The 26,258-nt window shown below is 71.3% G+C and carries 24 protein-coding genes; 14 read left to right on the top strand and 10 right to left on the bottom strand.

What is annotated here, in order from left to right; translation table 11 throughout:
* Positions 1 to 147: 147 nt before the first annotated feature.
* Entirely contained in the window at positions 148 to 645 is a 498-nt protein-coding gene (locus RN607_RS11085) for a DUF2505 domain-containing protein (protein WP_313497162.1), read from the bottom strand.
* Between the two features lie 115 nt (positions 646 to 760).
* Here RN607_RS11085 and RN607_RS11080 point away from each other — a divergent pair, with 115 nt between their 5' ends.
* On the top strand, positions 761 to 2,236 hold the full coding sequence (locus RN607_RS11080) for a sensor histidine kinase (RefSeq protein WP_313497160.1): 1,476 nt from the start codon (positions 761 to 763) through the stop codon (positions 2,234 to 2,236).
* Positions 2,237 to 2,299: 63 nt separating this feature from the next.
* On the opposite strand, the gene RN607_RS11075 is transcribed toward RN607_RS11080, so the two are convergent.
* Positions 2,300 to 2,554 (bottom strand): WhiB family transcriptional regulator, encoded by a 255-nt coding sequence (locus tag RN607_RS11075; protein ID WP_313497158.1) that lies wholly within the window; start codon positions 2,552 to 2,554, stop codon positions 2,300 to 2,302.
* Positions 2,555 to 2,727: 173 nt separating this feature from the next.
* Here RN607_RS11075 and RN607_RS11070 point away from each other — a divergent pair, with 173 nt between their 5' ends.
* Positions 2,728 to 3,120, top strand: coding sequence for a hypothetical protein (locus RN607_RS11070; protein ID WP_313542616.1), 393 nt, complete (start codon positions 2,728 to 2,730; stop codon positions 3,118 to 3,120).
* Positions 3,121 to 3,127: 7 nt separating this feature from the next.
* Here the strand turns inward: RN607_RS11070 and RN607_RS11065 are convergent, their stop codons facing one another.
* Complete coding sequence (locus RN607_RS11065; RefSeq protein WP_313542614.1) at positions 3,128 to 5,263, bottom strand: hypothetical protein; 2,136 nt, start codon at positions 5,261 to 5,263, stop codon at positions 3,128 to 3,130.
* Positions 5,264 to 5,344: 81 nt separating this feature from the next.
* On the opposite strand from RN607_RS11065, the gene RN607_RS11060 reads away from it, so the two are divergent.
* Both RN607_RS11060 and RN607_RS11055 read left to right on the top strand, forming a co-directional pair.
* Positions 5,345 to 6,022, top strand: a complete 678-nt coding sequence (locus RN607_RS11060) for a response regulator transcription factor (RefSeq protein WP_313497154.1) — start codon at positions 5,345 to 5,347, stop codon at positions 6,020 to 6,022.
* A gap of 9 nt (positions 6,023 to 6,031) precedes the next feature.
* Complete coding sequence (locus tag RN607_RS11055; RefSeq protein WP_313497153.1) at positions 6,032 to 7,369, top strand: ATP-binding protein; 1,338 nt, start codon at positions 6,032 to 6,034, stop codon at positions 7,367 to 7,369.
* Here the strand turns inward: RN607_RS11055 and RN607_RS11050 are convergent, their stop codons facing one another.
* Positions 7,370 to 7,906: a GtrA family protein gene (locus RN607_RS11050; protein WP_313542612.1), complete on the bottom strand. Its 537-nt coding sequence runs from the start codon at positions 7,904 to 7,906 to the stop codon at positions 7,370 to 7,372.
* 32 nt (positions 7,907 to 7,938) lie between these two features.
* Between RN607_RS11050 and RN607_RS11045 the strand changes: the two genes are divergently transcribed.
* Together RN607_RS11045 and purE are read left to right on the top strand one after the other, a co-directional pair.
* A complete protein-coding gene (locus RN607_RS11045; RefSeq protein WP_313542611.1) occupies positions 7,939 to 9,084 on the top strand; it encodes a 5-(carboxyamino)imidazole ribonucleotide synthase in 1,146 nt (381 codons plus the stop codon).
* Complete coding sequence (gene purE / locus RN607_RS11040) at positions 9,081 to 9,587, top strand: 5-(carboxyamino)imidazole ribonucleotide mutase (RefSeq protein ID WP_313542609.1); 507 nt, start codon at positions 9,081 to 9,083, stop codon at positions 9,585 to 9,587. Before RN607_RS11045 ends, purE begins: the two co-directional genes overlap by 4 nt.
* Before the next feature lie 68 nt (positions 9,588 to 9,655).
* On the opposite strand, the gene RN607_RS11035 is transcribed toward purE, so the two are convergent.
* The 3 genes from RN607_RS11035 to RN607_RS11025 form a co-directional block, all read right to left on the bottom strand.
* A complete protein-coding gene (locus RN607_RS11035) occupies positions 9,656 to 10,936 on the bottom strand; it encodes an LCP family protein (RefSeq protein ID WP_313542607.1) in 1,281 nt (426 codons plus the stop codon).
* Between the two features lie 72 nt (positions 10,937 to 11,008).
* Entirely contained in the window at positions 11,009 to 12,193 is a 1,185-nt protein-coding gene (locus tag RN607_RS11030) for an LCP family protein (protein ID WP_313542605.1), read from the bottom strand.
* Between the two features lie 92 nt (positions 12,194 to 12,285).
* Positions 12,286 to 13,545 (bottom strand): LCP family protein, encoded by a 1,260-nt coding sequence (locus tag RN607_RS11025; RefSeq protein WP_313542600.1) that lies wholly within the window; start codon positions 13,543 to 13,545, stop codon positions 12,286 to 12,288.
* A gap of 172 nt (positions 13,546 to 13,717) precedes the next feature.
* Here RN607_RS11025 and RN607_RS11020 point away from each other — a divergent pair, with 172 nt between their 5' ends.
* Genes RN607_RS11020 through RN607_RS11010 form a run of 3 tightly spaced genes read left to right on the top strand, consistent with a single transcriptional unit; the run spans position 13,718 to position 18,528 of the window.
* Complete coding sequence (locus tag RN607_RS11020) at positions 13,718 to 14,038, top strand: WhiB family transcriptional regulator (RefSeq protein ID WP_313497138.1); 321 nt, start codon at positions 13,718 to 13,720, stop codon at positions 14,036 to 14,038.
* Between the two features lie 24 nt (positions 14,039 to 14,062).
* Positions 14,063 to 17,197, top strand: coding sequence for a glycosyltransferase family 2 protein (locus RN607_RS11015; RefSeq protein WP_313542598.1), 3,135 nt, complete (start codon positions 14,063 to 14,065; stop codon positions 17,195 to 17,197).
* Positions 17,194 to 18,528: a DUF5719 family protein gene (locus tag RN607_RS11010; protein WP_313542596.1), complete on the top strand. Its 1,335-nt coding sequence runs from the start codon at positions 17,194 to 17,196 to the stop codon at positions 18,526 to 18,528. The genes RN607_RS11015 and RN607_RS11010 overlap by 4 nt, the downstream gene beginning before the upstream one ends.
* A 6-nt stretch (positions 18,529 to 18,534) precedes the next feature.
* On the opposite strand, the gene RN607_RS11005 is transcribed toward RN607_RS11010, so the two are convergent.
* Positions 18,535 to 18,933: a metallopeptidase family protein gene (locus tag RN607_RS11005; RefSeq protein WP_313497132.1), complete on the bottom strand. Its 399-nt coding sequence runs from the start codon at positions 18,931 to 18,933 to the stop codon at positions 18,535 to 18,537.
* A gap of 132 nt (positions 18,934 to 19,065) precedes the next feature.
* On the opposite strand from RN607_RS11005, the gene RN607_RS11000 reads away from it, so the two are divergent.
* From RN607_RS11000 to RN607_RS10990, 3 genes are read left to right on the top strand one after another with little or no spacing between them, the layout of a single operon-like run.
* Entirely contained in the window at positions 19,066 to 19,422 is a 357-nt protein-coding gene (locus RN607_RS11000; protein ID WP_376784261.1) for a DUF3499 domain-containing protein, read from the top strand.
* A gap of 48 nt (positions 19,423 to 19,470) precedes the next feature.
* Entirely contained in the window at positions 19,471 to 20,883 is a 1,413-nt protein-coding gene (locus RN607_RS10995; RefSeq protein WP_313497129.1) for a phosphomannomutase/phosphoglucomutase, read from the top strand.
* Positions 20,884 to 21,816 carry a cation diffusion facilitator family transporter gene (locus RN607_RS10990; protein ID WP_313542594.1) on the top strand — a complete coding sequence of 311 codons (933 nt, stop codon included), beginning with the start codon at positions 20,884 to 20,886 and terminating at the stop codon, positions 21,814 to 21,816.
* A 45-nt stretch (positions 21,817 to 21,861) separates the two neighbouring features.
* Here the strand turns inward: RN607_RS10990 and RN607_RS10985 are convergent, their stop codons facing one another.
* Positions 21,862 to 22,281: a response regulator transcription factor gene (locus tag RN607_RS10985; protein WP_313497126.1), complete on the bottom strand. Its 420-nt coding sequence runs from the start codon at positions 22,279 to 22,281 to the stop codon at positions 21,862 to 21,864.
* A 45-nt stretch (positions 22,282 to 22,326) separates the two neighbouring features.
* Here RN607_RS10985 and RN607_RS10980 point away from each other — a divergent pair, with 45 nt between their 5' ends.
* A complete protein-coding gene (locus RN607_RS10980) occupies positions 22,327 to 24,363 on the top strand; it encodes a sensor histidine kinase (RefSeq protein ID WP_313542592.1) in 2,037 nt (678 codons plus the stop codon).
* Positions 24,364 to 24,376: 13 nt separating this feature from the next.
* Here the strand turns inward: RN607_RS10980 and RN607_RS10975 are convergent, their stop codons facing one another.
* Positions 24,377 to 25,198, bottom strand: coding sequence for an RDD family protein (locus tag RN607_RS10975; protein WP_313542591.1), 822 nt, complete (start codon positions 25,196 to 25,198; stop codon positions 24,377 to 24,379).
* A gap of 57 nt (positions 25,199 to 25,255) precedes the next feature.
* On the opposite strand from RN607_RS10975, the gene RN607_RS10970 reads away from it, so the two are divergent.
* Positions 25,256 to 26,254, top strand: a complete 999-nt coding sequence (locus tag RN607_RS10970) for a stage II sporulation protein M (protein WP_313542590.1) — start codon at positions 25,256 to 25,258, stop codon at positions 26,252 to 26,254.
* Positions 26,255 to 26,258 lie beyond the last annotated feature (4 nt).

Genomic DNA, 26,258 nt, shown 5'->3' with positions numbered 1-26,258 from the left:
GGTACTATCGGTCACGGTTGACGTGTCAACGCCGACCAGGCGCGTGAAGCGCCGCGGCCCGCTGAGGCAGAACCGCACCCCGGTCCCCGGGGGTGCGGTTCGCCGGCAGGGCCCCTGCCCGAGAGCAGACCGCCGCGAGCCGTCACCTCAGCGACGCGCCGCCAGCCACTCGTCGGCCGCCGCGAGCTCGTCCTGCAGGGTGCGGGTCACGGAGCCCACCAGCCCGCGCTCGATCATCGGTCCCACGAGCGGCATCGACACCGTCACCGAGCCGGTCGTGAGCATGTCCGTCCCGTCGCCGTCGGGGCGCAGCCCCAACGCGCCGGCGACATGACCCGGGGCGCCCATCACCTCGACGGCGAACGTGCCTATGCGCTCCCCGTCCTCCGGTGGCTCCCACACCTCGGTGTACGTCACGACCAGACGCGATCCGACCAGCGGACGCATCTCGGCAGGGATGGACCTGGTGGGCGCCTCGCGACGCAGGGACACGGTGAAGCCCGTGTCCGGCGTGCCGTCGACCAGCATGTCGATGAGAGTGGCCCCCGACGCCTCGCCGCGCACGCGAGCGAAGTCCGGGTCCGCGAGCATCGTGACGACCGCGTCGAGCGACGCGTCGAACCGATGGCGATGCGTGAAGTCCATGAGCGATCCCCCGACACGACTGTAGGACTCTCAGAGTACCGTCATCGGCACGCTCGTCCCTGGTAGCGGCTCTGCCGTGGCGGCGGCATCGCGCGGACGGCCTTACGCTTGGACGGTGGCAAGCCTGAGAGAGATCGCGGAGCGCTACGGCGCCCTCACCGACGCCGAGGCGGAGTGCCTCTCGCTGCTCGCGGAGGACTGGCAGATCATCGCCGATCTGTCGTTCGCAGACCTCGTGATGTGGCGTCCCGTCGAGCAGGGCTTCGTCGCGATCGCGCAGTGCCGTCCCTCGACGGGCCCTACCGTCCATCAGGACGACGTGGTGGGCACCTTCGCCGCCGAAGGGCGAGTCGGTCATCTTCGCCGTGCGTTCGAATCGGGCGAGCTCGTCGCCTCGCGCGAGCCCCGCTGGGATGAGACGTACGCGGTGCGTGAGGACGCGCTGCCCGTCGTGCTCGACGGCCGCCCGATCGCGGTCCTCACCCGCGAGGTGTCCCAGGCCGTCTCCCGATCCTCCTCTCGGCTCGAGCTGAACTACAAGGGCGCCGCGGACGACATCCTGCGCATGGTGACCCGTGGCGAGTTCCCCATGCCCACCTCCGTCACGGGCCCCCGTCGCGGCGCGCCCCGCGTCGGTGACGGCGTGCTGCGCCTCGACGCAGCAGGCCACGTCACCTACGCCAGCCCCAACGCCCTGTCCTGCTTCCACCGTCTGGGACTCACCGGGCCCCTGATCAACAAGTCGCTTCCGCGCGAGGCGAGCGCGATCCTGCTCGACAAGGGGCAGATGGACGAGACGCTCGCCATGGTCGTCATGGGCCGCGCCGCCTGGCGCACCGACATCGAGTCCAACGGGGCCGCGCTGTCCCTGCGCGCCATCCCGGTCACCGAGAACGGAGTGCGGCACGGCGCCGTCCTGCTCTGCCGCGACGTCTCAGAGCTGCGCCGCCGGGAGCGGGAGCTCATCACCAAGGACGCGACGATCCGCGAGATCCACCACCGGGTCAAGAACAACCTTCAGACGGTCGCGGCGCTCCTGCGCCTGCAGTCGCGCCGCGTGGAGGCCCCGGAGGCGAAGGAGGCGCTCGCGGAGGCGATGCGTCGAGTCTCGACGATCGCGCTCGTGCACGAGACGTTGTCGGGCACGCTCGACGAGCTGGTCAACTTCGACGACCTGGCGCGGCGCTCCATGCGCATGGCCGCGGAGGTCGCCTCGCCAGGGGTGCAGGTGAGCATCGTGCGTGAAGGCGACTTCGGCATGATCCCGGCGCAGTGGGCCTCGTCCCTCGCCCTCGTCATCACCGAGCTCGTCACCAACGCCGTCGAGCACGGCTTCGGCGGCAAGGAGCGCGGCGTCATCACCGTCCAGTCGGAGCGGTTCGCGGGTGGCGACAGGCTCAAGGTGACGATCCTGGACGACGGCATCGGCCTGTCGGGCAACCCGACCGGCCTCGGCTCGTCGATCGTCAGGACTCTCGTGGAGAACGAGCTCGACGGCTCGATCGAATGGACGGTGCGCGAACCGGGACCTGGCTCGGCGGTCACGCTGGACGTGCGCGTCGGCGAGGGCAGGGGAGAAGGCCGCTACTAGGTGGCGGAATGCAGAGGATCCCGCCGCCCAGCGGGCGACGGGATCCTTCTGAACTTCGAGACGCTACTTCGCGGCGCGGCGGGCGCGCGCGGCGCGCCGCTTCAGCGAGCGGCGCTCGTCCTCGGAGAGGCCGCCCCACACGCCGGAGTCCTGGTTGTGCTCCATGGCCCACTGCAGGCACGTGTCGCGGACCTCGCAGGTGCCGCACACGGTCTTCGCCTTCTCGATCTGCACCAGCGCCGGGCCGGTGTTGCCGACAGGGAAGAACAGCTCGGGGTCGTCAACTTCCAGGCAGGCTGCGCGGTTGCGCCAATCCATCTTGCACTCCTCTGGGTAAAAAGCGAACGACGGACCTTCCACGGGGGGGGTGGAGATCCGTCGCGCCATCGCTACATCACTGCCAAAGATTTTCTCATTGTTACGAACAGATGACAAGAGGGTGGACCCTCAGATTTTCTGCAGAACGCCGAGGCGGACCTAGGCTGAACGCCGTGACCCGTCTCAGAGTTCCCGACGTCATCGACCGCGCCGCCGCGGTCATCCTCGCGATCGAGGCGGCCGCGCTGCTCGGCATCGGGGTGGGCTACGCCATCTACACGGCGGTCGGCCCCCAGGTGGATGTCCCGGCGGTCGTGGGCGTCGCCGCCTTCGCGCTGGTCATGGCAGTCGGCCTCGCCTTCGTCGCCCGCGGCTTCGCTCGGGGCGCGCGCTGGTCCCGCGGCGCGGCGCTCACGTGGCAGGTGCTGCAGGCGGCCGCCGCGGCCGTCGTGATGGGTGCCGCACCCGTCGTCGCCGTGACGATCCTGCTCATCTCCGCGGCGGTCGCCGCGGCGGCGATGCGGGCCTCCGCACGCGACGCGCGGGCCGAGGCCCACGAGGGCTGAACGCGCGTCAGCCGGCGGACGCGACCTCGCCGGTCGTCGCGAGCGGCGTCACGGTCCCATCCGTGTTGACCACCCCGATCCTCCATGCGTAGTGGCGCGTGATGTAGGTGACCGGGATCCGCTGAAGCGAGTAGCCGGAGTGCGTGACCGTCGAGTCGACGACGGTGCCAGGCTCCGTGGTCCAGTCGAACCAGTCCTGCTCGCGCGTCACCACCACCGGCGCCTCGCCGAACACGTCGATCATCTTGGCGAGCGTCTCCGGCGTCGGCTCGACGAGTGCGAGCACCACCGGGACGTCGCAGCCCACCCGGATGGTGCCGAAGTGGGAGGACGTGCCGGCAAGCACCACAGGGCGGCCGTCGATCGCGGCGCAGAGGTCGTCGACCTGAGCGCGCGCGCCGTCCATCTCCTTCATGAACACGTTCACCGCGACGCCCGCCACCGGATCCATGCCAGGAACGATCGACACCCACGTGGTCAGCGGCAGCACGATGAAGGCGATGGCGGCCACACGTCGGCCCTTGTGCCGTCTGGCGGCGGAGGCGAGCCTCTGCGTGAGCCACCACGCGGCGATGGCTGCCGCGATCACGAAGCCTGGCAGCGTCGACGGCTCGAAGCGGCGGATCGCCCAGATCTGGTCGGGGATGATCGACGGGCGCCAGAGATAGAGGAGGGTCGACGGCAGCACCGACGCGAGCAGCACCCACCAGCCCTGGCCGCGTCGCAGCGCCCGGTACGTGATGATCGCGAAGCCGAGGATCGCGAGGACGACGATGGGCCACGTGAGGTAGTAGCTGATCCACGTCATGGTGTTCTCTGCGTACGTCCGGGTCGGGTCGACCGCGAACCCTGCGGACTCCTGGAACTGCTGGATCACACCGTTCGCGAACTTGTCGTCCGAGCTCTCGGTGCCGCGCCTGGCGATCATCCACCACGGACGCGACACCATGAACAGGAGCACGGCCACCACGAGACCGCTCGCCCACAGGGAGCCGCGCTGCCCGAGCCGTGCCGAGATCGCAGGGATCACGCGGTCGGCGCGCAGTCGCGACCCCCAGCAGGCCGCCCACACGACGCTGACGGCCAGGCCTGCGGCGAAGACGGCGATGGCGCCGATCGCCTCGCCCGACAGGCGGTCCAGGTAGGCCTGGCTCCATCGGTGCAGCGAGAGGTAGCCGCCGGCGAGCGTCACGGTCTGCACGGCCGCGAACAGCAGGGCGGAGGTGGTGCGCCAACGGCGCGGCGCGTCGGAGGTCGACAGGGCGGCGACCGCGCCGAGCAGCACTCCCACCGCGATGAGTGCGCCGTCGATGCGGACGAAGGTCGTGAGGCCGGAGACGAAGGCGCCGCTGAGCAGCAGCAGTCGCGATCGGCTCGTGACGCCCTGCCATGTCCACAGCATGCTCGCCACCACCAGCAGCAGGGTGAGCGGCTCCGTGTAGGGGGCACGGGACAGGCCGATGTGCGCGACCGTCAGCGCCATCATCGCGGCGGGCGCCAGCGCCGCCATGGGGGAGAGGACGCGGCGAGCCAGGAGGTAGATGGCGGACAGGCCCGACGCGCCGACCACGACGTTCGCAGCGAGCACACCGGTCGTGCCCGCCACCCAGCCGCCGACGGCGATCGTGGCGGGCAGCATCTTGGCGCCCTGCGGCTGGACGACGTCTCCGAGCAGGTTCCAGGCCTGGGAGGCGTCCGGGATCAGGTTCGCCTGGAGCGCGGCGGCCTGGACGGCGCCCGAGGCGGGGATGTCGGTGCTCGCGTGATCCACGAGCCACATCCCGCTGAGCGTGAGGAAGCCAGGGTCGCGGAGCACGATGAGGTACTCCGCCGCGAAGACGATGTTGACGATCGTCCATGCCAGCAGGCCACCGACCAGCAGGGCTCCCGCAAGCGGAGCACGCGGGTGAGGGTCCGCCGAGACCACGTGCCGCCACATGGCCGCGGCCAGCGCGACGGCGAGCGGCAGGACCGTCCACCAGCGGTGCTGCCCGATGGAGACGAGCAGGCCTGCCGAGGTGGCGATCGCCACCGTCACCAGGACGATCGCCGACGGGGCTGCGGACAGCGCGTCCTGGAGGCGGGAGCGCGGGCCGGATCGCGGGGCTGAGCCGGCGTCGACCTCTGTTGAAGGCGGGAGCACTCGCCGAGCCTACTGCGAGCGACCAGCGCCGCTTCTCGCGAGGAGCCTTGCATTCGGGGCTTCCGGCGGTATCGTGTCCCCATGACCCGCATTGTCTTGGTCGAAGATGACCCGACTATTTCGGAACCCTTGACCCGGGCTTTGACGAGAGAAGGCTACGACGTCGAATGGCACGGTACCGGGACCGGAGGAGTCGGAGCCGCCGAGGACGCCGATCTGGTGATCCTCGATCTCGGCCTGCCTGATATCGACGGTGTCGACGTCGCCCGACGCATCCGTGACAAGGGCCTCCAGGTCCCCATCCTGATGCTGACAGCACGCGCCGACGAGGTGGACCTCGTCGTCGGCCTGGACGCCGGTGCTGACGACTACGTGACCAAGCCTTTCCGTCTGGCCGAGCTTCTGGCCCGCGTGCGCGCGCTGCTGCGGCGCAGGGCGGGCGGAGACGTCGTCGGTGAGATCGCCGCGCGCGACGTGCGCGTCGACATCGCCGGGCATCGCGCCTTCCTCGGCGAGAGCGAGCTGCAGCTCAGCTCGAAGGAGTTCGAGCTGCTGCAGGCGCTCGTGGCGAACGCCGGCTCGGTCGTCTCACGCGACGCGCTGATGCGCGAGGTGTGGGAGGCGGAGTCCGGTGCCCCGTCCAAGACGCTCGACATGCACGTGTCGTGGCTGCGCCGCAAGCTCGGGGACGACGCCGCGAACCCGCGCTACATCACGACCGTGCGGGGCATGGGCTTCCGTTTCGAGAACGGCGACTAGGCCCGGCGCGTGCGGCGCAAGCTGCTCCAGGCGACCATCTCCGCGCTGCTGGTCGCGGTGGTGCTGCTCGGCATCCCGCTCGGGGTGGCCGCGGCCCAGCTGATCTACAGCGACTCCGAGCGCAACCTCGACCTCCGCACCACCACCGCCTCACGCGCGATCGAGGTGCGGTACCAGCTGGGGGACACGATCGACGAGCGGACCCTCGAGTCCTTCGTGTCCACGGCGCGCGGCGCCCCGCGATACATCTTCGTCACCCTGCCGGACGGTACCGAGATCTCGGCGGGGGAGCAGCCTTCGCCGGCGCTGACGGGCACCCACTACGCCGACTCCGGGATCTACGTGGTCATGAGCGTCGCGTGGTGGGACGTGTTCCTGCAGGCGGCGCAGCTCGTCGGGCTGGTGCTCGCCGTGGCGATCGTCGCGGTCGTCGCGGGCGTCGCCATGGCCTCGTGGCAGGCGGAGCGGCTCAGCAGGCCACTGGTGTACCTCGCAGCCTCGGCCGAGCAGGTCGGCTCCGGCCAGACCCGCCCGCGCCTGGAGCGCACGGGGGTCGAGGAGATCGACATGGTGGCCGAGGAGCTGTCGCGCTCGGCGGATCGCATGGCGGCACGGCTGGCGGCCGAGCGGCAGTTCGCGTCCGATGCCTCGCATCAGCTCCGCACCCCGCTGACGGCGCTGACCATGCGGCTCGAGGAGATCGCCATGACGACGGAGCGCGACGACGTGCGGGCGGAGGCCGAGGCGTCGCTCGAGCAGGTCGAGCGGCTGGTCGGCGTGGTCGACGACCTGCTGGGCCGGTCGCGGAAGGCCTTGGGTGCGGGCACGGAGCTGCTGTCGCTCGACGTGGTCTTCGAGCAGCAGCGGGAGGAGTGGGCGGCCTCCTTCGCGAAGGCGGGGCGCACGCTCGTGGTGGAGCTGACGGGGACGTCGGTGTTCGCGACTCCTGGCGGGCTGGCGCAGGTGCTGGCCACGCTGATCGAGAACTCGCTGCACCACGGCGGCGGGACCACCACGGTGTCCGCGAGGGAGTCGGGCGCGAGCCATGCGATCGTGATCGAGGTGCGGGACGAGGGTGACGGCGTCCCCGACGACCTCGCACCGCGGATCTTCGAACGGGAGGTGACGTCCGGGCGGGGTCACGGGCTCGGCCTCGCGCTCGCGCGGGACCTGGTCACGGCGGACGGCGGACGACTGGAGCTGTCCCAGCGTCGGCCGGCCGTGTTCTCGGTGTTCCTGCAGGGCGTGCCGCACATGGTCGACCTCGAGAAGGTGGTGCCTCACGGTCGCGCGGTCAAGCAGTCGCGTGGTCGGCGTCGTCGGGACGGTGGCCGCGCCCGCGGTTGATCAGGGCGTCCGGGCGTCCCCGGGGGTCGGCTGCCCATCGGCCGGCTGTCCCTCGCTGGTCGCGCCTGCCGCAGGCGCTGCCTCCGTTCCGACGTCATGGAACAGGAACGCCCGGTAGCCTCCGTAACGCGCGATGGTGCCCAGGCCGATGCCGACCGCCGCCGCCACGTTGTCCGCGAGGGCCGACGTCAGTCCGAGCACGTGATGGGAGAGCGCCACCGCGCCCGACTCCAGCACCAGCGCAGCGCCGTTCACCACCAGGAACAGCAGCGCCTCCTCGCTCGGCTTGCGCACGCTCATGCCCCTGAAGGTCCAGCCCCGGTGGGCGACCCACGCGAACGCGATCGACACGAGAGTGGCGATCGCCTTGGCTGTCACGACCCTGTCGTCGTCCCCTGCGATCTCGGAGCTCGGCGCGAAGGGGCCCATCCTCAGCAGGTTGAACACGCCGAGGTTCACGACCACGCCGGCCACGCCGACGGTCGCGAACCGTGCGAGCTCTCCGGCCCTCGACCGCACCCACGCCACCACTGTCATGCCCAGGGAGCCTACCCCGGTAGTTTGGTGCCATGACCCCGCCTATCGTCGCCGTCGTCGGCGGCGGACAGCTGGCACGCATGATGGCCCCTGCGGCCACCGAGCTCGGCGTGATCCTGCGCGTGCTCGTCGAGTCGCCTGCCGCTGCTGCCGCATCGCCCGCCCACGAGACCGTCGTGGGGATGCCGTCGGATCCGGACGCCGTGCGCGCACTGCTCGCGCAGCCGCGGCCGGACGTGCTGACGTGGGAGCACGAGCACATCCCGGCCGAGGTGTTCGAGGCTGCGGAGGCTGCGGGGGTTCCTGCTCTTCCCGGGCTGGGCGCGCTCCGTTTCGCGCAGGACAAGATCGACATGCGCCGCCGGATGGACGAGCTCGGCCTGCCGAACCCCGAGTGGGCGCCCGTGGCCACGGAGGCTGACGTGGCACGCTTCCTGGCGGACCACGGAGGAGAGGCCGTGCTCAAGACCGCGCGCGGCGGCTACGACGGCAAGGGCGTGCGAGTGATCCGCGACGCGGGCGAGGCCGCCGACTGGCTCGAGGCTGCGGCCGCAGGCGGGCCGCGAGTCCTCATCGAGGCGAAGGTGCCGTACACCCGGGAGCTCGCGGCCATGGCCGCACGCCGGCCGTCAGGTGAGGTGGTGACGTGGCCCGTGGTGGAATCGATCCAGCGTGACGGCGTGTGCTCCGAGGTGATCGCACCCGCGCCGCGCCTCACCGACGTCGAGGCGGATGAGGCGCGGGCCGTCGCCGCGCGGGTCGCGACAGAGCTCGGCGTGGTCGGCGTGCTCGCCGTCGAGATGTTCGACACGGGTGAGCACGTGCTCATCAACGAGCTCGCGATGCGCCCGCACAACTCCGGGCACTGGACCCAGGACGGCTCCGTGACCAGCCAGTTCGAGCAGCATCTGCGCGCCGTGCTCGACCTGCCGCTCGGCTCGACCGAGCCGCTCGCACCCGTGACCGTCATGGCGAACGTGCTCGGCGGCGCGCGCGAGGACCTGCCAGCCGCTCTCGGCGACATCACGGATCCCGGCGCGAAGATCCACCTCTACGGCAAGGAGGTCCGCGCCGGCAGGAAGGTGGGCCACGTGAACGTGGTGGGTGCCGACGTCGACGACGTCCACCGACGCGCCGTCGAGGCCGCCGCTATCGTGAGGGACGGAGGTGCGCCATGAGCGAGAAGCCGATCGTCGGGATCGTGATGGGTTCGGACTCCGACTGGCCGGTGATGCAGGCGGCGGGAGAGGCTCTCGCCGAGTTCTCCGTGCCGTTCGAGAAGGACGTCGTGTCCGCGCATCGGATGCCGGAGGAGATGATCGCCTACGGGCGAGCAGCCGCAGAGCGGGGCCTGCGCGTGATCATCGCGGGCGCCGGTGGAGCCGCGCATCTGCCCGGGATGCTCGCCTCGGTGACGACGCTCCCCGTGATCGGCGTGCCCGTGCCGCTGAAGCACCTGGACGGCATGGACTCGCTGCTGAGCATCGTCCAGATGCCCGCTGGGGTGCCGGTGGCCACCGTGTCGATCGCCGGTGCGCGCAACGCGGGACTGCTGGCGGTGAGGATGCTCGCGTCGTCGGCCGATGCGCTGGGGGTCCGCCTCACGGGTGAGATGCAAGGCTTCCAGGACTCGCTGCGCGAGGTCGCGCACGCGAAGGGCGAGGCTCTGCGCCGGGCCTGATGAGGGCGGGACGCGAGAGAGGGCGGACACCGTGCGGTGTCCGCCCTCTCTCGTTTCCCGCCGGGGTCCTACCCGGTGGTGCAGGCCGCCAGGATCTGGTCCTCCGTCTGACGCTCGACGACGTAGGAGCCCTCCGGCGGGATCGGGAGGTACATCAGCGCTTCGTCAGTGGCAGCGCTCGCCGACGCGCTCGGGTCCGGTGAGGCGGTCGTGCTGGTGCTGTTCGCGATGTCCGCGATCGGCTGGTCGTTGATCAGCGCCGTCCAGTACTTCTTCGCCTCCGACGTGATGACGACGTCGCCGGAGCCGTCGCCCGCGTACGCCCACGGGGTGGTGACCATCGTCACGTTCGTGAGGTCGATGTTGCGAAGCGAGTAGAGCAGGCCGAAGTCGTAGCTGACCGAGCCGAAGTTCTCCGACATCGTGAACGACTGGGTCGCCGCCTTGACGAACTGCGTGAGCACGTCGATGTTGGTGAAGGCGTTCACGCTCAGGGCCTTCTTGAGGATCGCGCCGATCAGCTCCTGCTGCCGCTGGATGCGGCCCAGGTCGGTGCCGTCGCCGAGCCCGTAGCGGGCGCGGGCGAGCGCGAGGGCGTCGTCGCCGTAGAGGATCTGCGCTCCGGCCTTGAGGTTCAGGTCTGCCTTCTTCGACACCATGTCGTAGGGGATGCACATCGGCACCCCGCCGAGCGCGTTGACCATGTCCTTGAAGCCGGCGAAGTCCGCCACGATGTAGTTGCCGTTGAACTCGACGCCAGTCAGGTCGGTGACGGTGCGCATGACGCACGCGGCGGCCTCGGACGGGTCGTTGTTGAAGTCGTACCCGTTGGCGAACGCGACGTTGAACTTGGCGAGCCAGCCCTTCTGCACCTTGCCGTCGAAGGACTCGCAGGTGGAGATCTGCACGCGGGCGTCGCGCGGGATCGAGACCAGCTCGACTCGCTGCCGGTCCGCGGAGATGTGGACGATGATCGTGGTGTCGCCGCGTGCGCCCGCGACATAGCCGCCGAGCGCGGCGTTCTCGCCGCTGCGCACGTCGGAGCCGATCACGAGGATGTTGATCGCCTGGCCCGCGTTCGAGTCCACGGGGTTGGCGGCGGCGCTCCCGCTCGCGACGGGTGCGGAGATGTAGTCGGAGCTGCCGGTGTCGCCGAGCAGCGAGCTGATGTCCTGCGTGTTCGCGTTGGCCTGGATCAGCGCGGCGCTCGCCGTCACATACGTGCCATAGAACCCCATCACCGCGAGCAGCACCGACGCGACGGCAGGGATGATGATCCGGTGGTGCAGCCTTCGCGCGTGGCGCGGACGTACCCGCGTGTGCGCGGGTCGAGGTGTGGTGTCGCTCATGGGTGGATCGATTCTATGCGGCGCTCGCTGCTGGTCGAGCACGGTGTTGGAGACATCTCACTCCCGCCCCCTTCAGCCGGTGACGCATGCGGCCTCGACAGCGGCCTGCGAGGCTGCGGCGGTGACGTATGCGCTCTCAGGAGGAATCGGCAGGTACTTGAGGGCCTCGTCGTCCGCGGGGTCCGGCGCGATGGTCGCAGGGCCGGCAGCCTCGAAGGTCGCGTTGTCGGGGTTGGTGGACCCGACGTCGGACAGCGGGGTGTCGTCGATGATCGCCTGCCACACGGAATCCGCCTGGGAGGTGAGGTGGACCTGGCCCTGGGCGTCGTATGCCCAGGGCGCCGTGAGCATCGTCATGTCGTCGACGTCGAGGTCGCGGATCGAGTAGAGCAGTCCAAGATCGAAGGACAGGCTTCCAAGCTCGGTCGACATGGTGAGGCTGGACGCGGCCGCGTTGACGAAGCCTGTGAGGACTCCCGGATCGGTGAAGGCGTTGATGCTGAGCGCCTTCCTGAGGATCGCCTTGATGAGCTCCTGCTGGCGTTGGATGCGCATGAGGTCGGTGCCGTCGTCGAGGCCGTAGCGCGCGCGGGCGAGCGACAGCGCCTGCGTGCCGTCGAGCCGCTGGTACCCGGCGCTCAGGTCGAGCTCCGCCTTCTCGGAGACCATGTCGTAGGGGATGCACATCTCGACGCCGTCGAGGGCGTCGACCATGTCCTTGAAGCCTGCGAAGTCGGCAGCGATGAACTGGTGGTCGAAGTCGACGCCGGTGAGCGCCGTCACGGTTCGCGACGTGCACGCCACGCCCTCCTCGACGGTCTCCGAGAACGAGTAGCCCTTGTTGAACGCGGCGTTGATCTTCTCCGTCGAAGAGCGGCTCGTGGCGCCGTCGAACGACTCGCAGGAGGGGATGTCGACGATCGTGTCCCGTGGGATGGAGACCATCTCCACGCGGCTCCGGTCTGCGGAGATGTGCAGGATGATCGTCACGTCGGCGCGGGAGCCGTCGACGTAGCCGCCGAGCGCGGCGTTCTCGCCCGAGCGCACGTCCGCGCCGACGATGAGGATGTTCAGTGCCTCGCTCGCGTCCGGGTCCGCGGGCGCGTCGTCCGAGGATGCGGGCTCGGCGACTGCGGTGTCGTCGTCCTTGGAGCCGTCGATCGCGCTGATATCGCGACCGCGCGAGCTGAGCAGGCTGTCCGCCCGCTGCAGGCTTGCCGCACCGATCGTGGCCCCGAACGTGGCGACGGCCACCATCGAGCACGCGACGTACGGTGCCGCGGAGCGCTTCCATGATCGCCGTGCATGCCGAGGTGCTGCGGCGCGGTCGCCGCCTTCGTGTGGTGGTGTCACTGCACCGTGCACTGGGCCAGGAGGTCGTCGGTGCTCTCGCCGGCGGTGGACGACGCGTCGGTGGCGGAGCCGCTCGGAGCCGCGGAGGAGGACGCCCCGGTGGCGGCGGGCGTCGCGGTCGTGTTGTCGTGTCCCGTGTCCCACGCGGACGACGCGTCGCCCTTGGCATCGACCGTGAGCGGCGTGTCGTCCCTGAGCTCCTGCCACATGGTCGCGGCGTCGTCGGTGGCGACGACGTTGAGGAAGTCCGAGGTGTACTCCCACGGCACCGTGGCGAACGTGACGTCGTCGATGCTGAGGCCGCGCAGGCTCCACGCGAGGCCCTCGAGGTAGGTGAGGTCGCCGAGCTGCTCGTCCATCGTCATCGAGCCCGCCATGGCCTTGACGAACTGGGTGATCTCCGCGGTGTCCGTCAGCAGGTTCTTGCCCATCAGCGTGCGCATGGTCTGGCGCAGCAGCTCCTGCTGGCGCGTGATGCGCTGCAGGTCCGAGCCGGACACGCCCCCGGACTCCGCGGTCCGCAGGCGGGCGTAGGCGAGCGCCTGCTGCCCGTTCAGCAGATGCGGGCCGGCGTCGATGTAGAGGTTCGCCTTCTTGGAGGAGATGTCCTGCGTGATGCACATGGGGATGCCGCCGATCGCGTCGACCATGCTCTCGAACCCTGCGAAGTCGACCACCGCCCAGTGGTCGATCGGGATGCCGGTGAGGTCCTGGACGGTGTTGATGGCGCATGCGGCCGCCTCGGCGGCGTCGCCCTGCTTGCCGCCGTTCGAGAACGCGATGTTGAAGTCGCCGTACCAGCCCTTGACCTTCGTGCCGTCGAACAGCGTGCAGTCCGAGACCTGCACCTGCAGGTCGCGGGGGATCGAGACCAGCTCGACGCGGGTGCGATCCGCGGAGATGTGCAGCAGGATCGTCGTGTCGTTGCGCATGCCGCCGGCGTCGGTGCCGCCGATCACGCCGTTCTCGCCGCTGCGGTCGTCGGAGCCCATGAGCAGGATGTTGAGCGCGCTGCCGGCGCTCGCGTCCCCTGGCTCGGTGGTCGCGGCGGCCGTGGGGGTGATCTCGTTCACGAGCGAGGAGTTGTCGCGGGTGTCGAACTGCCCCTCGATGCGCGACACGAGCTCCAGATAGCCGACAGTGAGGAATCCCACAGCGGCGACCACCACGAGGGCTCCGAAGCGCAGCACCGGATGGCCGGGCTGGCGTGCTCCGTGCCGTCGCACGGCGGCAGCCTCGCGGGAAGATGCGGTCACGGTGCTCCATCCTAGGGATCTGCGTTCGCTCAACGACCGACGGCCGTCTCGCGTTGCATCATGCCTGCACCGGGTGCCGGAGCGCCTTCCCGACTTGACGGGAGTGGATGACACGGGTGTAATTCCCTGTATGCGGGGGTGGCTCTCCCGTGGCTGATTCGGAGGGAAGCCTATGTGGAGCATCTACGACGGCACAGTGCCCTCAGACGCCGGTTCTCCAGCGCCCACGCTCGCCGCAGTCGTCGACATCTTCGGCGCCGCGGAGGACGATGGGCCGCTGGGCTGGCAGGAGCGCGCGCTGTGCGCTCAGACCGACCCTGAGGCGTTCTTCCCCGAGAAGGGAGGCTCGACGCGTGAGGCGAAGAAGGTGTGCGCCTCCTGCGACGTGCGATCCGAGTGCCTCGACTACGCGCTTGAGAACGACGAGCGCTTCGGCATCTGGGGTGGGCTGTCCGAGCGCGAGCGTCGCAAGCTCAAGCGGCGCGCTGTCTAGCCGGCCCGAGGCGAGGGACGCGTGGTGAACGCGACGCGTCCCGTCGTGCGCGCCATCGTCGTCTCCGACGGCCGGTCGGCGCATCTTCCCGCAGTGCTCGCCAGCCTGAGCGAGCACGCGTACGACACGCTTGACGTGGTGGTGGTCGCAGGCGACGCGCCCGACGTGCCCGACGAGCTGCGCGCGGCCATCGTCTCCGCGCCAGGCGCCACGTTCGGCCAGGCGATCGACGCGGCGCTCGCCACGCATCCCGACCTCGCGCGCGACTACCTGTGGTTGCTGCACGACGACACGGCGCCGCTTCCCGACTCCCTCGCCGCCCTCACGGCGACCGCTCGCAAGCGCCGCAACGCCGCGGTCGTCGGAGCGGTCCAGGTGCGCTGGGACGACCCGAGCAGGATCGTCGGCCTGGGCACGACCGTGTCGCGCGTCGGCGCGCGGCGAGTGCCCCTGGTCGAGGAGGACGACGTCAACCAAGGCCAGCACGACCGGCGCGACGACGTGCTCGCCGTCAGCCTCTCGGGCGCGCTGGTGCGCCGCGACTGGTGGGTCGAGTCGGGCGGCACGGACGATGCGTACAGGGGCTTCGGCGAGAGCGTGGACCTGTGCCGCCGGGCCTGGCGCTCCGGCCACGACGTGGTGGTGGTCCCCGCCGCGCGCGTGCGTCATGCCCAGGACGGGCTGCACGGCGTGCGCACCGGGGAGAGCAGAGGACGAGCCTCGACATACGCGACCCGTCGCGCCTCCGAGTGGTACCACGCCTGCGCGTACGCACCGGCCGCGCTCGTGCCTGTGCTCCTCCTGTGGTCGTTCCTGGCCGCGCCCGCGCGCGCACTGCTCCGCATCGCCCAGAACGAGCCGAGGACCGCGCTGTCGGACCTCGGCGTGCCGTGGCGGCTGCTGAGGCGCCTGCCGCACCTGCGGAGCAGTCGTGCGGCGGTGCGCCGCGCGTCCCGCGTCGACCGCGGCGCGGAGCGACCGCTGCTCGCGAGCGGCCGCGAGGTGCTCCACCACGTGCGCGTCTCCGAGCTGGGCGCGTACGACGCATGGCAGGCGAGCCACGCGCCTTCCGACGTCGAGCGCGCGGAGCTGGCGCTGGTCGCCTCCCGCCGTCGGCGCGGCCTGGCCGTGGTGGGCGCCGCCGGGCTCGCGGTCTCGCTCCTCCTTCACGCAGGCTGGCTCACCGCGATCGCGCAGGGCCAGATGCTGAGCGGCGGCGTGCTGGGCGTCACCGACCTGTCCTTGGCCGACGTCTGGACGCGTGTCGTGACGGGCTGGGACCCTGCGGGCTTCGGCGCCCCCGCGCTCGACTCCGCGTACGCGGCGCTGCTGCTGCCCCTGGCGATCGTGCCTGGGGGCCTGCGGATCGGTCTCGCGCTGCTGCTGGCGCTCGCGCCGCTCCTGGCTGCGCTCGGCGGCTGGGCCGCCGCGGGGACGGTCGCCAGGTCCGCCTGGGTGCGGGGATCGGTCGCGCTCGCCTACGCGGTGTGGCCGTCGTTCCTCGCGTCGCTGTCCGACGGCCGGGTGGGTGCCGTCATCGCGCACCTGGTGCTGCCCTGGGTGGTGTTCGGCCTGGTCCGCGGCGCAGGATGGCATCGTGGCGAGCCAGTGGCCGATGGTGAGCTCACGTCCACACGGGTGCCCTCTCCGAGCGCCTCCGCCGGTGCCGCGCTCGCGACGGCGGTCGTCGTGGCCGCCGCGCCGGTGCTCCTCCCCGGGCTGGTGCTGACGGTGCTCGTGGCGGGCGCCTTCGCACGCGGGTCCCGCGTGCGCACCTGGGCCATCGCGATCCCGGCGCTCGTGGTGTCCGCTCCGGCGATCGTCGCTGCCGCGCATCAGGGCGGCCTCGACTGGGTCGTGAGGATCCTCGCCCGCGACGCCGGTCCTGTGGCGGATTCCGCCCATGCGTCGGCGTGGACCCTGCTGCTCGGCGGGCCGGTCGACGGCGTGTCGCTCGACGTGCTGAACCCCCTGCTCGGCGCCTCGGCGACCGATGCGGTCACCCATGGCGTGGGCCTCGCCGTGGGCGCAGGCGCGCTGGTGGTCGCGGTCCTGGCGCTCGTGTCGCTCCGCTCCGCGTGGGCGGTGCGCGCGTTCGTGGCGGTCGCGGCACTCGGGCTGGGCTCCGCGGCGGTCTCGCAGCATGTCTCCGTGGGCGCGTGGGATGGTGTGGGCGGGCAGGTCGTCCCTGGGTGGGCCGGGCCGGGCTCGTCGATGCTGGCGATCGGCCTCCTGGGCGCCGCCGCCGCGGCGTCCGTCGGCACGTGGCGCACCGGGGAGCGCTCCGCCGCGCTCGCCTGGCGGCGCACCGGCTACTCGGTGGGCTACGGGATCGTGGGACTCGTGCTGATCGCGCACGTGGGCTCGCTGGCGTGGCCGGGAGCGGCCGCGTCCGACGTGGCGCCGACGACCACGACCGTGCTCCCGCTCGCCACCGCGCTCGAGCAGTACTCGTCGGCCCGTGAGCGCGTGCTGGTCCTCGATCAGGACGACTCGGGCCTGGTGACCTACACCGTGCTGAGCACGGACGGCACGGTGCATGTGCTCGGATCCGCCGAGCGGGACGGCTCCGGTCTGCCTCTCAGCCGCGCGGACGGCCAGGTCCCGGCGACGCCCACGGTGCTGGCACCCGCCGTGGCGCTGCTCGCAGGGGGCGCCGACGGCGCGGCGGCGCAGCTCGCCGACTGGGGCATCGGCGTGGTCGTCGTCGCACCGGGCCAGCCGGGCCTGCTGACCGCGCTCACACAGGTGGGCGACGTGAGCGTGGTGGGCTCGAGCGACTACGGCACGCCGTACCGGGTGCTGCGCGCGGACGGGTCGCAGGCCTCACGCGCCTGGATCGCCCAGGGCGACGCGACGACGACCGTGCCCATGGGCACCCGTTCCGGCGGAGCGGACGTCACCGCGTCCGGCGCGACCCTGATCCTCGCGGAGGCCGCCGATGACGCCTGGCAGGCGACGCTCGACGGAGCCCCCCTGGAACGCGTCGCCGACTCCCAGGGTCGGAACGCATGGAGCCTCGACGGGACCGGCGCGCTCGTGATCTCGTACGAGGACGCAGGCCACGCATGGTGGCTGTGGGCCGCGGCGGTGGTGTGCGGCTGGGTGGCGCTGTCCTCGATCCCGCTGCACCGCGCGAAGGCCAGGGAGGCGCGATGAGGTACGCGGCGGCGTTCAAGGCTGGGACGGCTCTCGTGGCGGGGGGGCTCCTCGCAGGTGTCGCGCTCGTCGGCGGCGCGCTGGCCCCAGCCGTCACCGCGGCGCCCGAGCCCGGCCGGATCTCCGTGACGCCCGCGCTGCCTTCCCCCGCATGCGTAGGCGAGCTGACCGTGCCCGTCGGCGCGGTCGAGGGCGACGACTTCGCCTCCGAGCCCACCCAACGCACCCGTGCCCTGTTCGGCGCGCACGCGTCGACGGACTCCTCCGAGGTGGTCGACGGCGCCTTCGGCGCGTCGATCGAGCGGATCGCCGACGGCGACATCGCTTCGTACGCGGCGCTCACCTGCGTGCGCCCCGCGACGACGCAATGGCTCGTCGGCGGCTCCACAGCGCTCGGCTCGTCGGCACGGCTGGTGCTGTCCAACCCCACCGATGCGAACGTCGAGGCGACGGTCACGATCTACGGCGGCACCGGCGTGCTCGCGGAGCAGCGGGTGCTCGCCATCGGTGCGGGGCAGGTCGAGGAGATGTTCCTCGAGGGGATCCAGGAGGGCGTCGACGCGCTCGCAGTGAAGGTGGACTCGACCGGCGCGGGCGTGGTCGCGGCGATCGAGGACTCGCGGCTCGACGGGCTCCAGCCCGCGGGCACCACCTGGATCGCGCCTACCGACACGCTCGGGACATCGCTGGTGATCCCCGCTGTCGGTGCCGGTGACCTCGACTCGAGCGCCGTGCTGCGCATGATCGCTCCGGACGGAGCCACCGTGTCCCTCACGCTCGTCGATGCCTCCGGTGTGGTCGGCTGGTCCGGCGTGTCCGACCTGGTCCTGGACCCGGGGGTCGTCACCGACATCGAGGTGCCTCAGTCGGCGGTGGGGGCTGTCGAGATCACGTCCGACGCACCTCTCGCAGCGGCCGCGCAACTCACCGTGTCGCGCGCCTCGACGATCGGGGCGGCAGGGTCGGTCGCCACGGACAGGACATGGGTCTCCGCCGAGCAGATGCCGTCGTCGACGGGGGAGGATCCCGTGCTCGGGGTCTACGCGCCCGGCGCGGGCGGCGCGATCATGGCGTACACACCGGTCGCCACCCGGCTGACGCTGGTCGACGACACGGGCGCCGCCGTGGCCGAGGTGCAGACCTCGGCCCGTGCCGTGACGAGGATCCCGCTCGACGATGTCGCCGCGGGCACGCTGCTCCAGCTCCAGGGGCGCGCGGCGTGGAGCGTGCTGATCACGGCCCAGCCAGGCTTCATCGCGTCCATGCGACCTGCCCCGACCACCGTCGCCCCAGTCGACGTGGACCTCGTGGACGGCCCCTACCTGCCCTGATGCGGGTCAACGTCCGAAGTCGGGGTCCACGTCCTCGGGCGCGCAGTTGAGCAGATGCGCCAGCTGCTCCGCGACGACATCGCGCACGAGCGGCGCCAGATCGGTGCCCTCCGCGCGCTCCTCGCAGGGCCGCCGGTACACCACGACCCTGCTCGGCTGGCCCAGATCGGCGGGGAACAGCCTGCCGAGAGGCACCCCATGCTCCCAGGGGCTCGGGTCCGACGGCGGCACGTCCTCGGTGCCGAACTCGAGGCGACCCCAGCGGGAGCCCCACCGCGGCTCGAGCCGCTCCGCCGCGTCGATCACGAGCGAGTCGAACAGCTCGCCCCTGGTGCGGTGACCGGGGAGAGACGCGGGCATGAGCGGTGCGCGGAGCCCTCTCCCATGCCGGTCCCGACGTGCCATGGCACCGACCCTACGCCCCGGCGGCGGTCGCCCTGTCCAGGCGTGGCGGCGTCGGGAGGCCGTCTGCCGCGCGTCGCCGACCGGCGTGCCTCGTCGCGCCGCGCCTGTCACAGGGGTACCGTCCGAGTCGTGATGGCCTCCCGACAGTGCTCGAAGACGGCGTGCACCCGCCCCGCCGCGGCGACGCTGACGTACGTGTACGCCGACTCCACGGTGGTGGTCGGTCAGCTGTCCGCCACCGCGGAGCCGCACAGCTACGACCTGTGCGCCGAGCATGCGAGCCGCCTCACGGCGCCCCGGGGCTGGGACGTCGTCCACATCCAGCAGGACTTCGTGGACCCTGGACCGTCCAGCGACGACCTCGACGCTCTGGCGCGCGCAGTCCGCGAGGCCGGCGCGCCCGTGAGGGCCAGGCAGCCCCAGGCGTCGGCACAGCCGCCGTCCGAGCCGCGGCGAGGCCACCTGCGGGTGGTGTCGTCCGAGGCGTGACCGCGCGGGACCTCCCCAGGCGCGGACGGGACCGCTAGCCTTGCCCGCATGACGGACCTCACCGGACTCATCAAGTCGTACGACGTGCGCGGCATCGTGGGCGAACAGCTCACCGAGGGCATCGCGCGTGCCATCGGAGCGGCGTTCGCCGACACGATCGTGCTGCCCGAGGGCGCGACGTCGGTCGTGATCGGCCACGACATGCGCGACTCCGGCCCTGGCCTCGCCGCGGCCGTCGCCGCCGGCCTGCAGGACCGCGGAGTCGACGTGGTGCGCATCGGCCTGTGCTCGACGGACGGTCTGTACCACGCGACGGGAGCGCTCGACATGCCTGGCGTGATGGTCACCGCCAGCCACAACCCCGCCGCCTACAACGGCATGAAGATGTGCCGCTCACGCGCGCGCGCCGTCGGAGAGAACACCGGCCTCGGCCTGGTGCGCGACCGCGCCACCCGGTACGTGGACGACGGCGTGCCGGTCGAGGACGAGCGCGGGACGGTGTCGGACCGCGACATGATCCGCGACTACGGCGAGTTCCTGCGTTCCCTCGTGCCGCTCGACGGCATCCGCCCGCTCAAGGTCGTCGTCGATGCGGGCAACGCCATGGCCGGGTACACCGTCCCGGCCGTGCTCGAGTCCGCGGCCGGCCTGGCAGCGCTCCCGCTCGAGATCGTGCCGCTGTACTTCGAGCTCGACGGCACGTTCCCCAACCATGAGCCCAACCCGCTCGAGGAGGAGAACCTCCGCGACCTCCAGAAGGCGGTCGTCGAGCATGGCGCAGACCTGGGCCTCGCCTTCGACGGCGACGCCGACCGCTGCTTCGTCGTCGACGAGCGCGGCGCGGTGGTGCGCGCGTCGGCGATCACCGCGCTGGTCGGGCTCCGTGAGGCCGCACGCGTGCGTGCCGATGGCGGCACCGCCACCGTCATCCACAACCTCATCTCCTCCCGCGCGGTGCCCGAGCTGCTGGGCGCAGACGGCATCACGACCGTGCGCTCGCGCGTGGGCCACAGCTTCATCAAGGCGCTGATGGCCGACAACGATGCGGTGTTCGGCGGGGAGCACAGCGCCCACTTCTACTTCCGCGACTTCTTCTACGCGGACTCCGGGATGCTCGCCGCGCTGCATGTCATGGCGGCGCTCGGACAGCAGGACGGTCCGCTCAGCGAGATGCTCGCCGACTACGACCCGTACACCGCGTCCGGCGAGATCAACTCGACGGTGGCCGACGTGGCCTCGGCGCTCGACAGGATCCGAGCGTCGTTCGGCGCTCGTGACGGCGTGACGCTGGACGAGATGGACGGGCTCACCGTCGACCACTGGGGTGCCGAGCCCCGCTGGTGGTTCAACGTGCGCCCCTCAGGCACGGAGCCGCTGCTGCGGCTCAACGTCGAGGCGGCCGACGCGGACACGATGGAGGCGGTCAGGGACGACGCGCTCGCAGTGATCAGGGAGGCGTAGTTGTCGACAGAGGGCAGCACGAAGGCGATCGTCGCCGCGCTGAGCGCGAACCTGGGCATCGGCGTCACGAAGTTCGCCGCGTGGGCGCTCACGGGCGCCTCATCGATGCTCGCCGAGGCGATCCACTCGGTGGCCGACAGTGGCAACCAGCTGCTCCTGCTCCTGGGCAGCCGCAAGGCGCGCAAGGAGGCCACGCCTGAGCACCCGTTCGGATACTCGCGCTACCGGTACTACTTCGCGTTCCTCGTGGCGGTGGTGCTGTTCACGCTCGGTGGCCTGTTCGCCCTGTACGAGGCGTGGCACAAGCTCCAGCATCCCGAGCCGATCGAGTCGTGGAGGTGGGTGCCGATCGTCGTGCTCCTCATCGCCATCTGTCTCGAGGGCATGAGCTTCCGCACCGCGATGAAGGAGTCGGCGAAGATCCGCGGCAACGTGGGCTGGGCGAAGTTCATCCAGCGGTCGCGCTCGCCGGAGCCGCCGGTGATCCTGCTCGAGGACTTCGGAGCGCTCGTGGGCCTCGCGTTCGCGCTGTTCGGCGTCTCCATGACCCTGATCACTGGCAACGGGCTCTGGGACGCGGCCGGCACAGCGATGATCGGCACGCTCCTGGTGTGCATCGCGCTGGTGCTGGCGCGGGAGACCCGCGAGATGCTCCTGGGAGAGGCGGCGACGCCCGAGGACATCGCGAAGATCCGTCAGGGCCTGGCCGACGCCGGATACGCGGATGTCATCCACCTGCGCACCATGCATCTGGGCCCCGAGGACGTGCTGGTGACCGCCAAGGTCGCGGTCGCGCCCGGCAGCACCCTGGAGACGGTGGCGGAGCGGACGGACGACGCCGAACGACGCATCCGCGCCGCAGTGCCCGCCGCCCGGCTCATCTTCATCGAGCCCGACGTGCGGCACGCCTCTGCCGACGACCGCGCCCAGTAGCCGCGCTCCTCGCTGACGGAGCGCCTCGTGGTCGGACGGCCGACGTCAGTGCGCCAGCAGCTGGTCGACGCGAGCGGCGAGGTCGCGCGGCGAGAACGGCTTCTGCATGTAGTCGTCCGCGCCTGAGGTGTACACGCGCTCCAGGTCCTGCGCCTGGGCCTTGGCGGTGAGCATGAGGATGCGGGTGGTCGCGATGCGTGGATCCGCGCGGACCTGCGCGCACACGTCGAGGCCGTTCATCCGAGGCATCATCCAGTCGAGGACGACCAGGTCGGGCCTGGAAGCCTGGATGGCCTCGAGCCCCGCCACGCCGTCGACCGCGACGGTCACCTGGTGTCCGCCCGCGCGGAGCTTGTGCTCCAGCAGCAGCGCGATGTCCGGGTCGTCGTCGACGATCAGGATCGACGCCATGAGGTTCTCCTCCCAGGTTCGCGGCGGGTTGCCGGTCGTGCGGCGCAGTGCCATGCTCCACTGTACGCATCGCCGTGCGGCTGACTCGGAGGTGGGATGATGGCGTCGCTCGGGGTCGACGCGCGCGGGCCAGTGCGCGAACGGACCTTCTGGTACGTGATGCTGCTGGCCGTCGCCTTCGTGATGGGTTGGGGTGCCGTGCAGCTCGCCGCACGCGGCGATGACGTCTCCCCGTGGTGGCCCGCGGCCGGATTCGCGGTGCTGGCGGTCCTGATGTCCTCCAGAAGGCTCGTGCCCGTCGCGGCGGTGGGCGTGTGGGCAGTCACCGCATTCTCGAACATCGTCGCCGGCAGGCCGGTCGACCTGTCGATCGCGTACGGTGCGGCGAACGCCGCCGAGGCGATGATCGTCGCGCTGATCCTGATGCCGACCGACCGATTCCCCCGCATCGCAGGCGTGCGTGACGTCAACCGGTTGGTGATCGCGACCATCTCGGGCGCGGCGACGGTCTCTGCCGTCGTCGGAGTGTCGGTGGCGCTGCTCGGTGCCGAGAGCCCCGTGGCGACCGCGGGTGCAGTGTTCGCCAGTCATGGATCCGCTGTGCTGGCGATCGTGCCGCTGGGGCTCGCGTGGAACGATCAGACGACCGTCAGGGGAAGGGCGGCCAGGTGGCTCCAGCCCCTGGCGCTCGCCGTGGTGCTGACCGGCGTGTTCCTTCCGGGGACGCACCTGCCGCTGTCCTTCCTGCCGATGCCGGTCCTGCTCTGGGGCGCGTACGTGTTCCCGCTGCGCGGCGTCGCCCTGCAGCTCATGGCCACCGCCGCCGTCGCCACGACCCTGACTCTCTTCGACGGCGGCCCCTTCGCGGGCGCGGGATGGACGTCCCTGCAGACCTCGTGGGCCGTGCAGAGCTTCCTGGTGATCTACGCCGGCACCGTCCTGTACTTCGCGGCGGCCAGGCGCGAGATGGTGACCGTCGCGGAGGACCTCCAGGTGCGCGAGCAGCTGCTGCGAGGCGGCCTCGTCGACTCGCAGATCGGCATGCTGATCCTCGAGGAGGACCGTGGCGGCGAGCCCAGGATCCGCAATGCGAACCGCCGGGCGCGAGAGCTCCTCGGCCCCGAGGTGGAGGCACCGCGCGAGGGCGCCGAGCCCTTGCCGCTCGTGGCGGAGACCCGCGGGATCCGGGCGCTTCGCGCGGCGATCGCGCGCGCCAAGGACCACCCCCACGGCGAGAGCGTCACCGAGGTCGAGCTCGACTCCGAGGTGCGGGTGGAGATCCTCGTCACCCGCGTGGCGCGCGAGGGAGGGCGCGCGTTCCTCACCGTCCAGGTGCTGGACGTCTCCGAGCGCGTCCATGCCGCCCAGGCGCTCGCTCATGCGCTCGCGGACGAGCGCACCGCGGCGTCCCAGCTGCGTGAGGTCGCACGTCAGAAGGACGAGTTCGTGTCGGCCGTGAGCCACGAGCTGCGCACCCCGATCACGAGCATCGTCGGCTTCGCTGAGCTGCTGGAGGATGATGCGGTCCTCGATGCCGAGGCGCAGTCCCACCTGGCGGTCATCACCCGGAACGCGAACCGGCTGGGCACCCTCGTCGAGGATCTGCTGGCGCTCGGCGTGGGCAGCAAGGAGACCGCCAAGCCCTGCGACATCGCCCAGGCCGTGCGTGGCGTGCTCGAGGACCTGGGGCCGAACGCCTCTGAGCGGGGCGTGGCGCTGAGGGAGCACCTCGCCTTCGGGCTGGAGGTGATGATCGCGCCGAGCGATCTGGTGCGTGTGCTCGCCAACCTCATCGGCAACGCGGTGAAGTTCACGCCTGCCGGAGGCGAGGTGGTGGTCGCCGCGAAGTTCGACGCCCGGACGATCACGCTCGAGGTGGTGGACAACGGCCCTGGCATCCACCCTGAGGACCTGGACCGCGTGTTCGAGCGCTTCTACCGCGGAAAGGGCGCCGCCGAGGGCTCCGTTCCCGGGGTCGGGCTGGGGCTGGCGCTCGTCAAGCAGCTGGTCGAGCGCGCGGGAGGCACCGTCGCTCTCGGATCCGACGGCCGTTCGGGAACGGTCGCGCGAGTCACCCTGCCGCGCGTGCTCGCGCAGGCGGACTGGCCCGACGGCATCCCGCTGCTGGAGCCGTAGGCGACCGCGCGGGTCAGGAGACCTCAGGGATCCCGTGCGGGAGCCGTTGCACCTGTGCCGACACCGCGGCGTCCGCGCGCTCCCGCTCGACCGCCCGCGCATGCTCGCGGTCCCTGCGGAGGGTCAGCGCCGCCTCGATGAGGTGCTCCGGATGCGTGCCGGCGGGTGCGGCAGGGGAGACGTACGGCGCGAGCTGGTCGGCGAACTCCACGCCCCACGTCTGCCGCGACACCGGGTTGAGCTGGGGTACGCGTGACAGGAACTGCCGCGCCGCGAGCGCCAGCCCGTCCGGGAGGCGCCTGACGTCGGCCGTCGAGGCCCACCCCGCGAGCTCCGGCGGCATCTCCAGGGGCCGGTGCGGTGACTTGGCGGCACGCTCCTTCAGCGCATATGTGCCCGCCAGGATGTCGCCCAGCCGCTTGCCGCGGCGAGCCACGAACGCCGTGATGAGCGCCAGGCCACCAGCGGTGAGCCACAGGTCGAGCACCCCGACCAGCCCCCTCACCAACGCCTGGCGGAAGCCGATCGGCCCGCCGTCGTCCCGCACGATCCGCACCCCGGTCGCGTACTTGCCGACCGAACGGCCGCGCGTCGCCGTCTCGAGCGCGACTGGGATGCCGACGAACACCGCCACCAGGTGCACCAGCACCAGGGCGCTCATCGCGGCCAGGTCGAGGCTGTCGGGCGTGAGGAACGTCAGGCCGATGAACGAGCCGATGTACACGGCCACCAGCACCACGGCGTCGAGCATCGCGCCCGCCGCCCGCAGACCCACGCTTGCGGCGGCGGTCTCCAGCACCACGCCCTCGCCGATGGTCGTCACGTCGTCGTCCACGCCGTCCCCTTCCCCATGGTCCTGCCGTAGGTGCGGACCCTGTGGCATCGTAACCGCATGGACCTGGACTCCTTCATGGCGCTGCGTGAGGATCGGTGGAGAAGGCTCCAGGAGCTGTCCCGCCGCTCCCGGCCCACCGGTGCAGAGGCAGACGAGCTGGCCCGGCTGTACCAGCTGACCGCGTCCGACCTCGCGCAGGTGAGGTCCTCTGCACCGGATCCGGCTCTCGTGTCCCGGCTGTCGGTGCTGCTGGCGAGGGCTCGGGCGGCGATCGCCGGTTCGCGCGCGCCCGCGCACCGGGAGATCGCACGGTTCTTCGCGCTGTCCATGCCGGCGTCGCTCTACCGGCTGCGCTGGTGGACGCTCGCGATGATGGGCGCGTTCCTGGTGATCGGCACCGCGACCGCGGTTCACTACATCACCCATCCCGAGCTGATGAGCGACCTGGGCACGTTCGACGAACGGCAGCAGTACGCGCAGGAGGCTTTCGCCACCTACTACTCCGACAACCCGTCCACGTCCTTCTTCGCGCGTGTCTGGACCAACAACTCGTGGGTGGCTGCGATGTGCGTGCTCGGCGGCATCACGGGCATCATCCCGATCTACGTTCAGCTTCAGAACGCCGTGTCCGTCGGTGTCGCGGCGTCCGTGATGCACGAGTTCGGGCAGCTCGGGATGATGTTCCAGCTGATCCTGCCGCACGGGCTGCTGGAGCTCACCGGCGTGTGGATCGCGGGAGCCGCGGGCCTGCGGCTCGCGTGGACGGCGCTGGTGCCGGGCCCCAGGCCGCGGCTGCGCGCGCTTGCGGAGGAGGGCCGCTCCATGTTCGGCGCGGTGCTGGGCGTCGTGGTCGTGCTCCTGTGCTCCGGCATCATCGAGGGCTACGTCACCGGCTCGCCGATCCTGCCGTGGTGGCTCAAGATCCTCATCGGCGTGATCGCCGTGTCCGGGTACTGGACCATGGTGTTCACGCTCGGACGCCGAGCGGCACTGGTGGGGGAGACTGGCGACGTCTCGCAGGAGCTGCGCGAGGACATCGCTCCGGTCGCGGCGTAACGCG

Origin of the sequence: Demequina capsici (assembly GCF_032102965.1) — a bacterium.
Taxonomy (GTDB): Bacteria; Actinomycetota; Actinomycetes; order Actinomycetales; family Demequinaceae; genus Demequina; species Demequina capsici.
Note: the sequence above shows the minus strand (reverse complement) of the source record. Positions and strands in the feature narration are given on the sequence as shown.

What these genes read in the sequence shown, in the direction of transcription:
- RN607_RS11000 (WP_376784261.1), top strand. Translation starts at nt 19,066, where the DNA reads ATGGCCTCCCGACAGTGCTCGAAGACGGCGTGCACCCGCCCCGCCGCG.
- RN607_RS10980 (WP_313542592.1), top strand. Translation starts at nt 22,327, where the DNA reads ATGGCGTCGCTCGGGGTCGACGCGCGCGGGCCAGTGCGCGAACGGACC.
- RN607_RS10995 (WP_313497129.1), top strand. Translation starts at nt 19,471, where the DNA reads ATGACGGACCTCACCGGACTCATCAAGTCGTACGACGTGCGCGGCATC.
- RN607_RS11010 (WP_313542596.1), top strand. Translation starts at nt 17,194, where the DNA reads ATGAGGTACGCGGCGGCGTTCAAGGCTGGGACGGCTCTCGTGGCGGGG.
- RN607_RS11085 (WP_313497162.1), bottom strand. Translation starts at nt 645, where the DNA reads ATGGACTTCACGCATCGCCATCGGTTCGACGCGTCGCTCGACGCGGTC.
- RN607_RS11035 (WP_313542607.1), bottom strand. Translation starts at nt 10,936, where the DNA reads ATGAGCGACACCACACCTCGACCCGCGCACACGCGGGTACGTCCGCGC.
- RN607_RS10985 (WP_313497126.1), bottom strand. Translation starts at nt 22,281, where the DNA reads ATGGCACTGCGCCGCACGACCGGCAACCCGCCGCGAACCTGGGAGGAG.
- RN607_RS11020 (WP_313497138.1), top strand. Translation starts at nt 13,718, where the DNA reads ATGTGGAGCATCTACGACGGCACAGTGCCCTCAGACGCCGGTTCTCCA.
- purE (WP_313542609.1), top strand. Translation starts at nt 9,081, where the DNA reads ATGAGCGAGAAGCCGATCGTCGGGATCGTGATGGGTTCGGACTCCGAC.
- RN607_RS10970 (WP_313542590.1), top strand. Translation starts at nt 25,256, where the DNA reads ATGGACCTGGACTCCTTCATGGCGCTGCGTGAGGATCGGTGGAGAAGG.
- RN607_RS11030 (WP_313542605.1), bottom strand. Translation starts at nt 12,193, where the DNA reads ATGGTGGCCGTCGCCACGTTCGGGGCCACGATCGGTGCGGCAAGCCTG.
- RN607_RS11050 (WP_313542612.1), bottom strand. Translation starts at nt 7,906, where the DNA reads ATGACAGTGGTGGCGTGGGTGCGGTCGAGGGCCGGAGAGCTCGCACGG.
- RN607_RS11060 (WP_313497154.1), top strand. Translation starts at nt 5,345, where the DNA reads ATGACCCGCATTGTCTTGGTCGAAGATGACCCGACTATTTCGGAACCC.
- RN607_RS11075 (WP_313497158.1), bottom strand. Translation starts at nt 2,554, where the DNA reads ATGGATTGGCGCAACCGCGCAGCCTGCCTGGAAGTTGACGACCCCGAG.
- RN607_RS11045 (WP_313542611.1), top strand. Translation starts at nt 7,939, where the DNA reads ATGACCCCGCCTATCGTCGCCGTCGTCGGCGGCGGACAGCTGGCACGC.
- RN607_RS11005 (WP_313497132.1), bottom strand. Translation starts at nt 18,933, where the DNA reads ATGGCACGTCGGGACCGGCATGGGAGAGGGCTCCGCGCACCGCTCATG.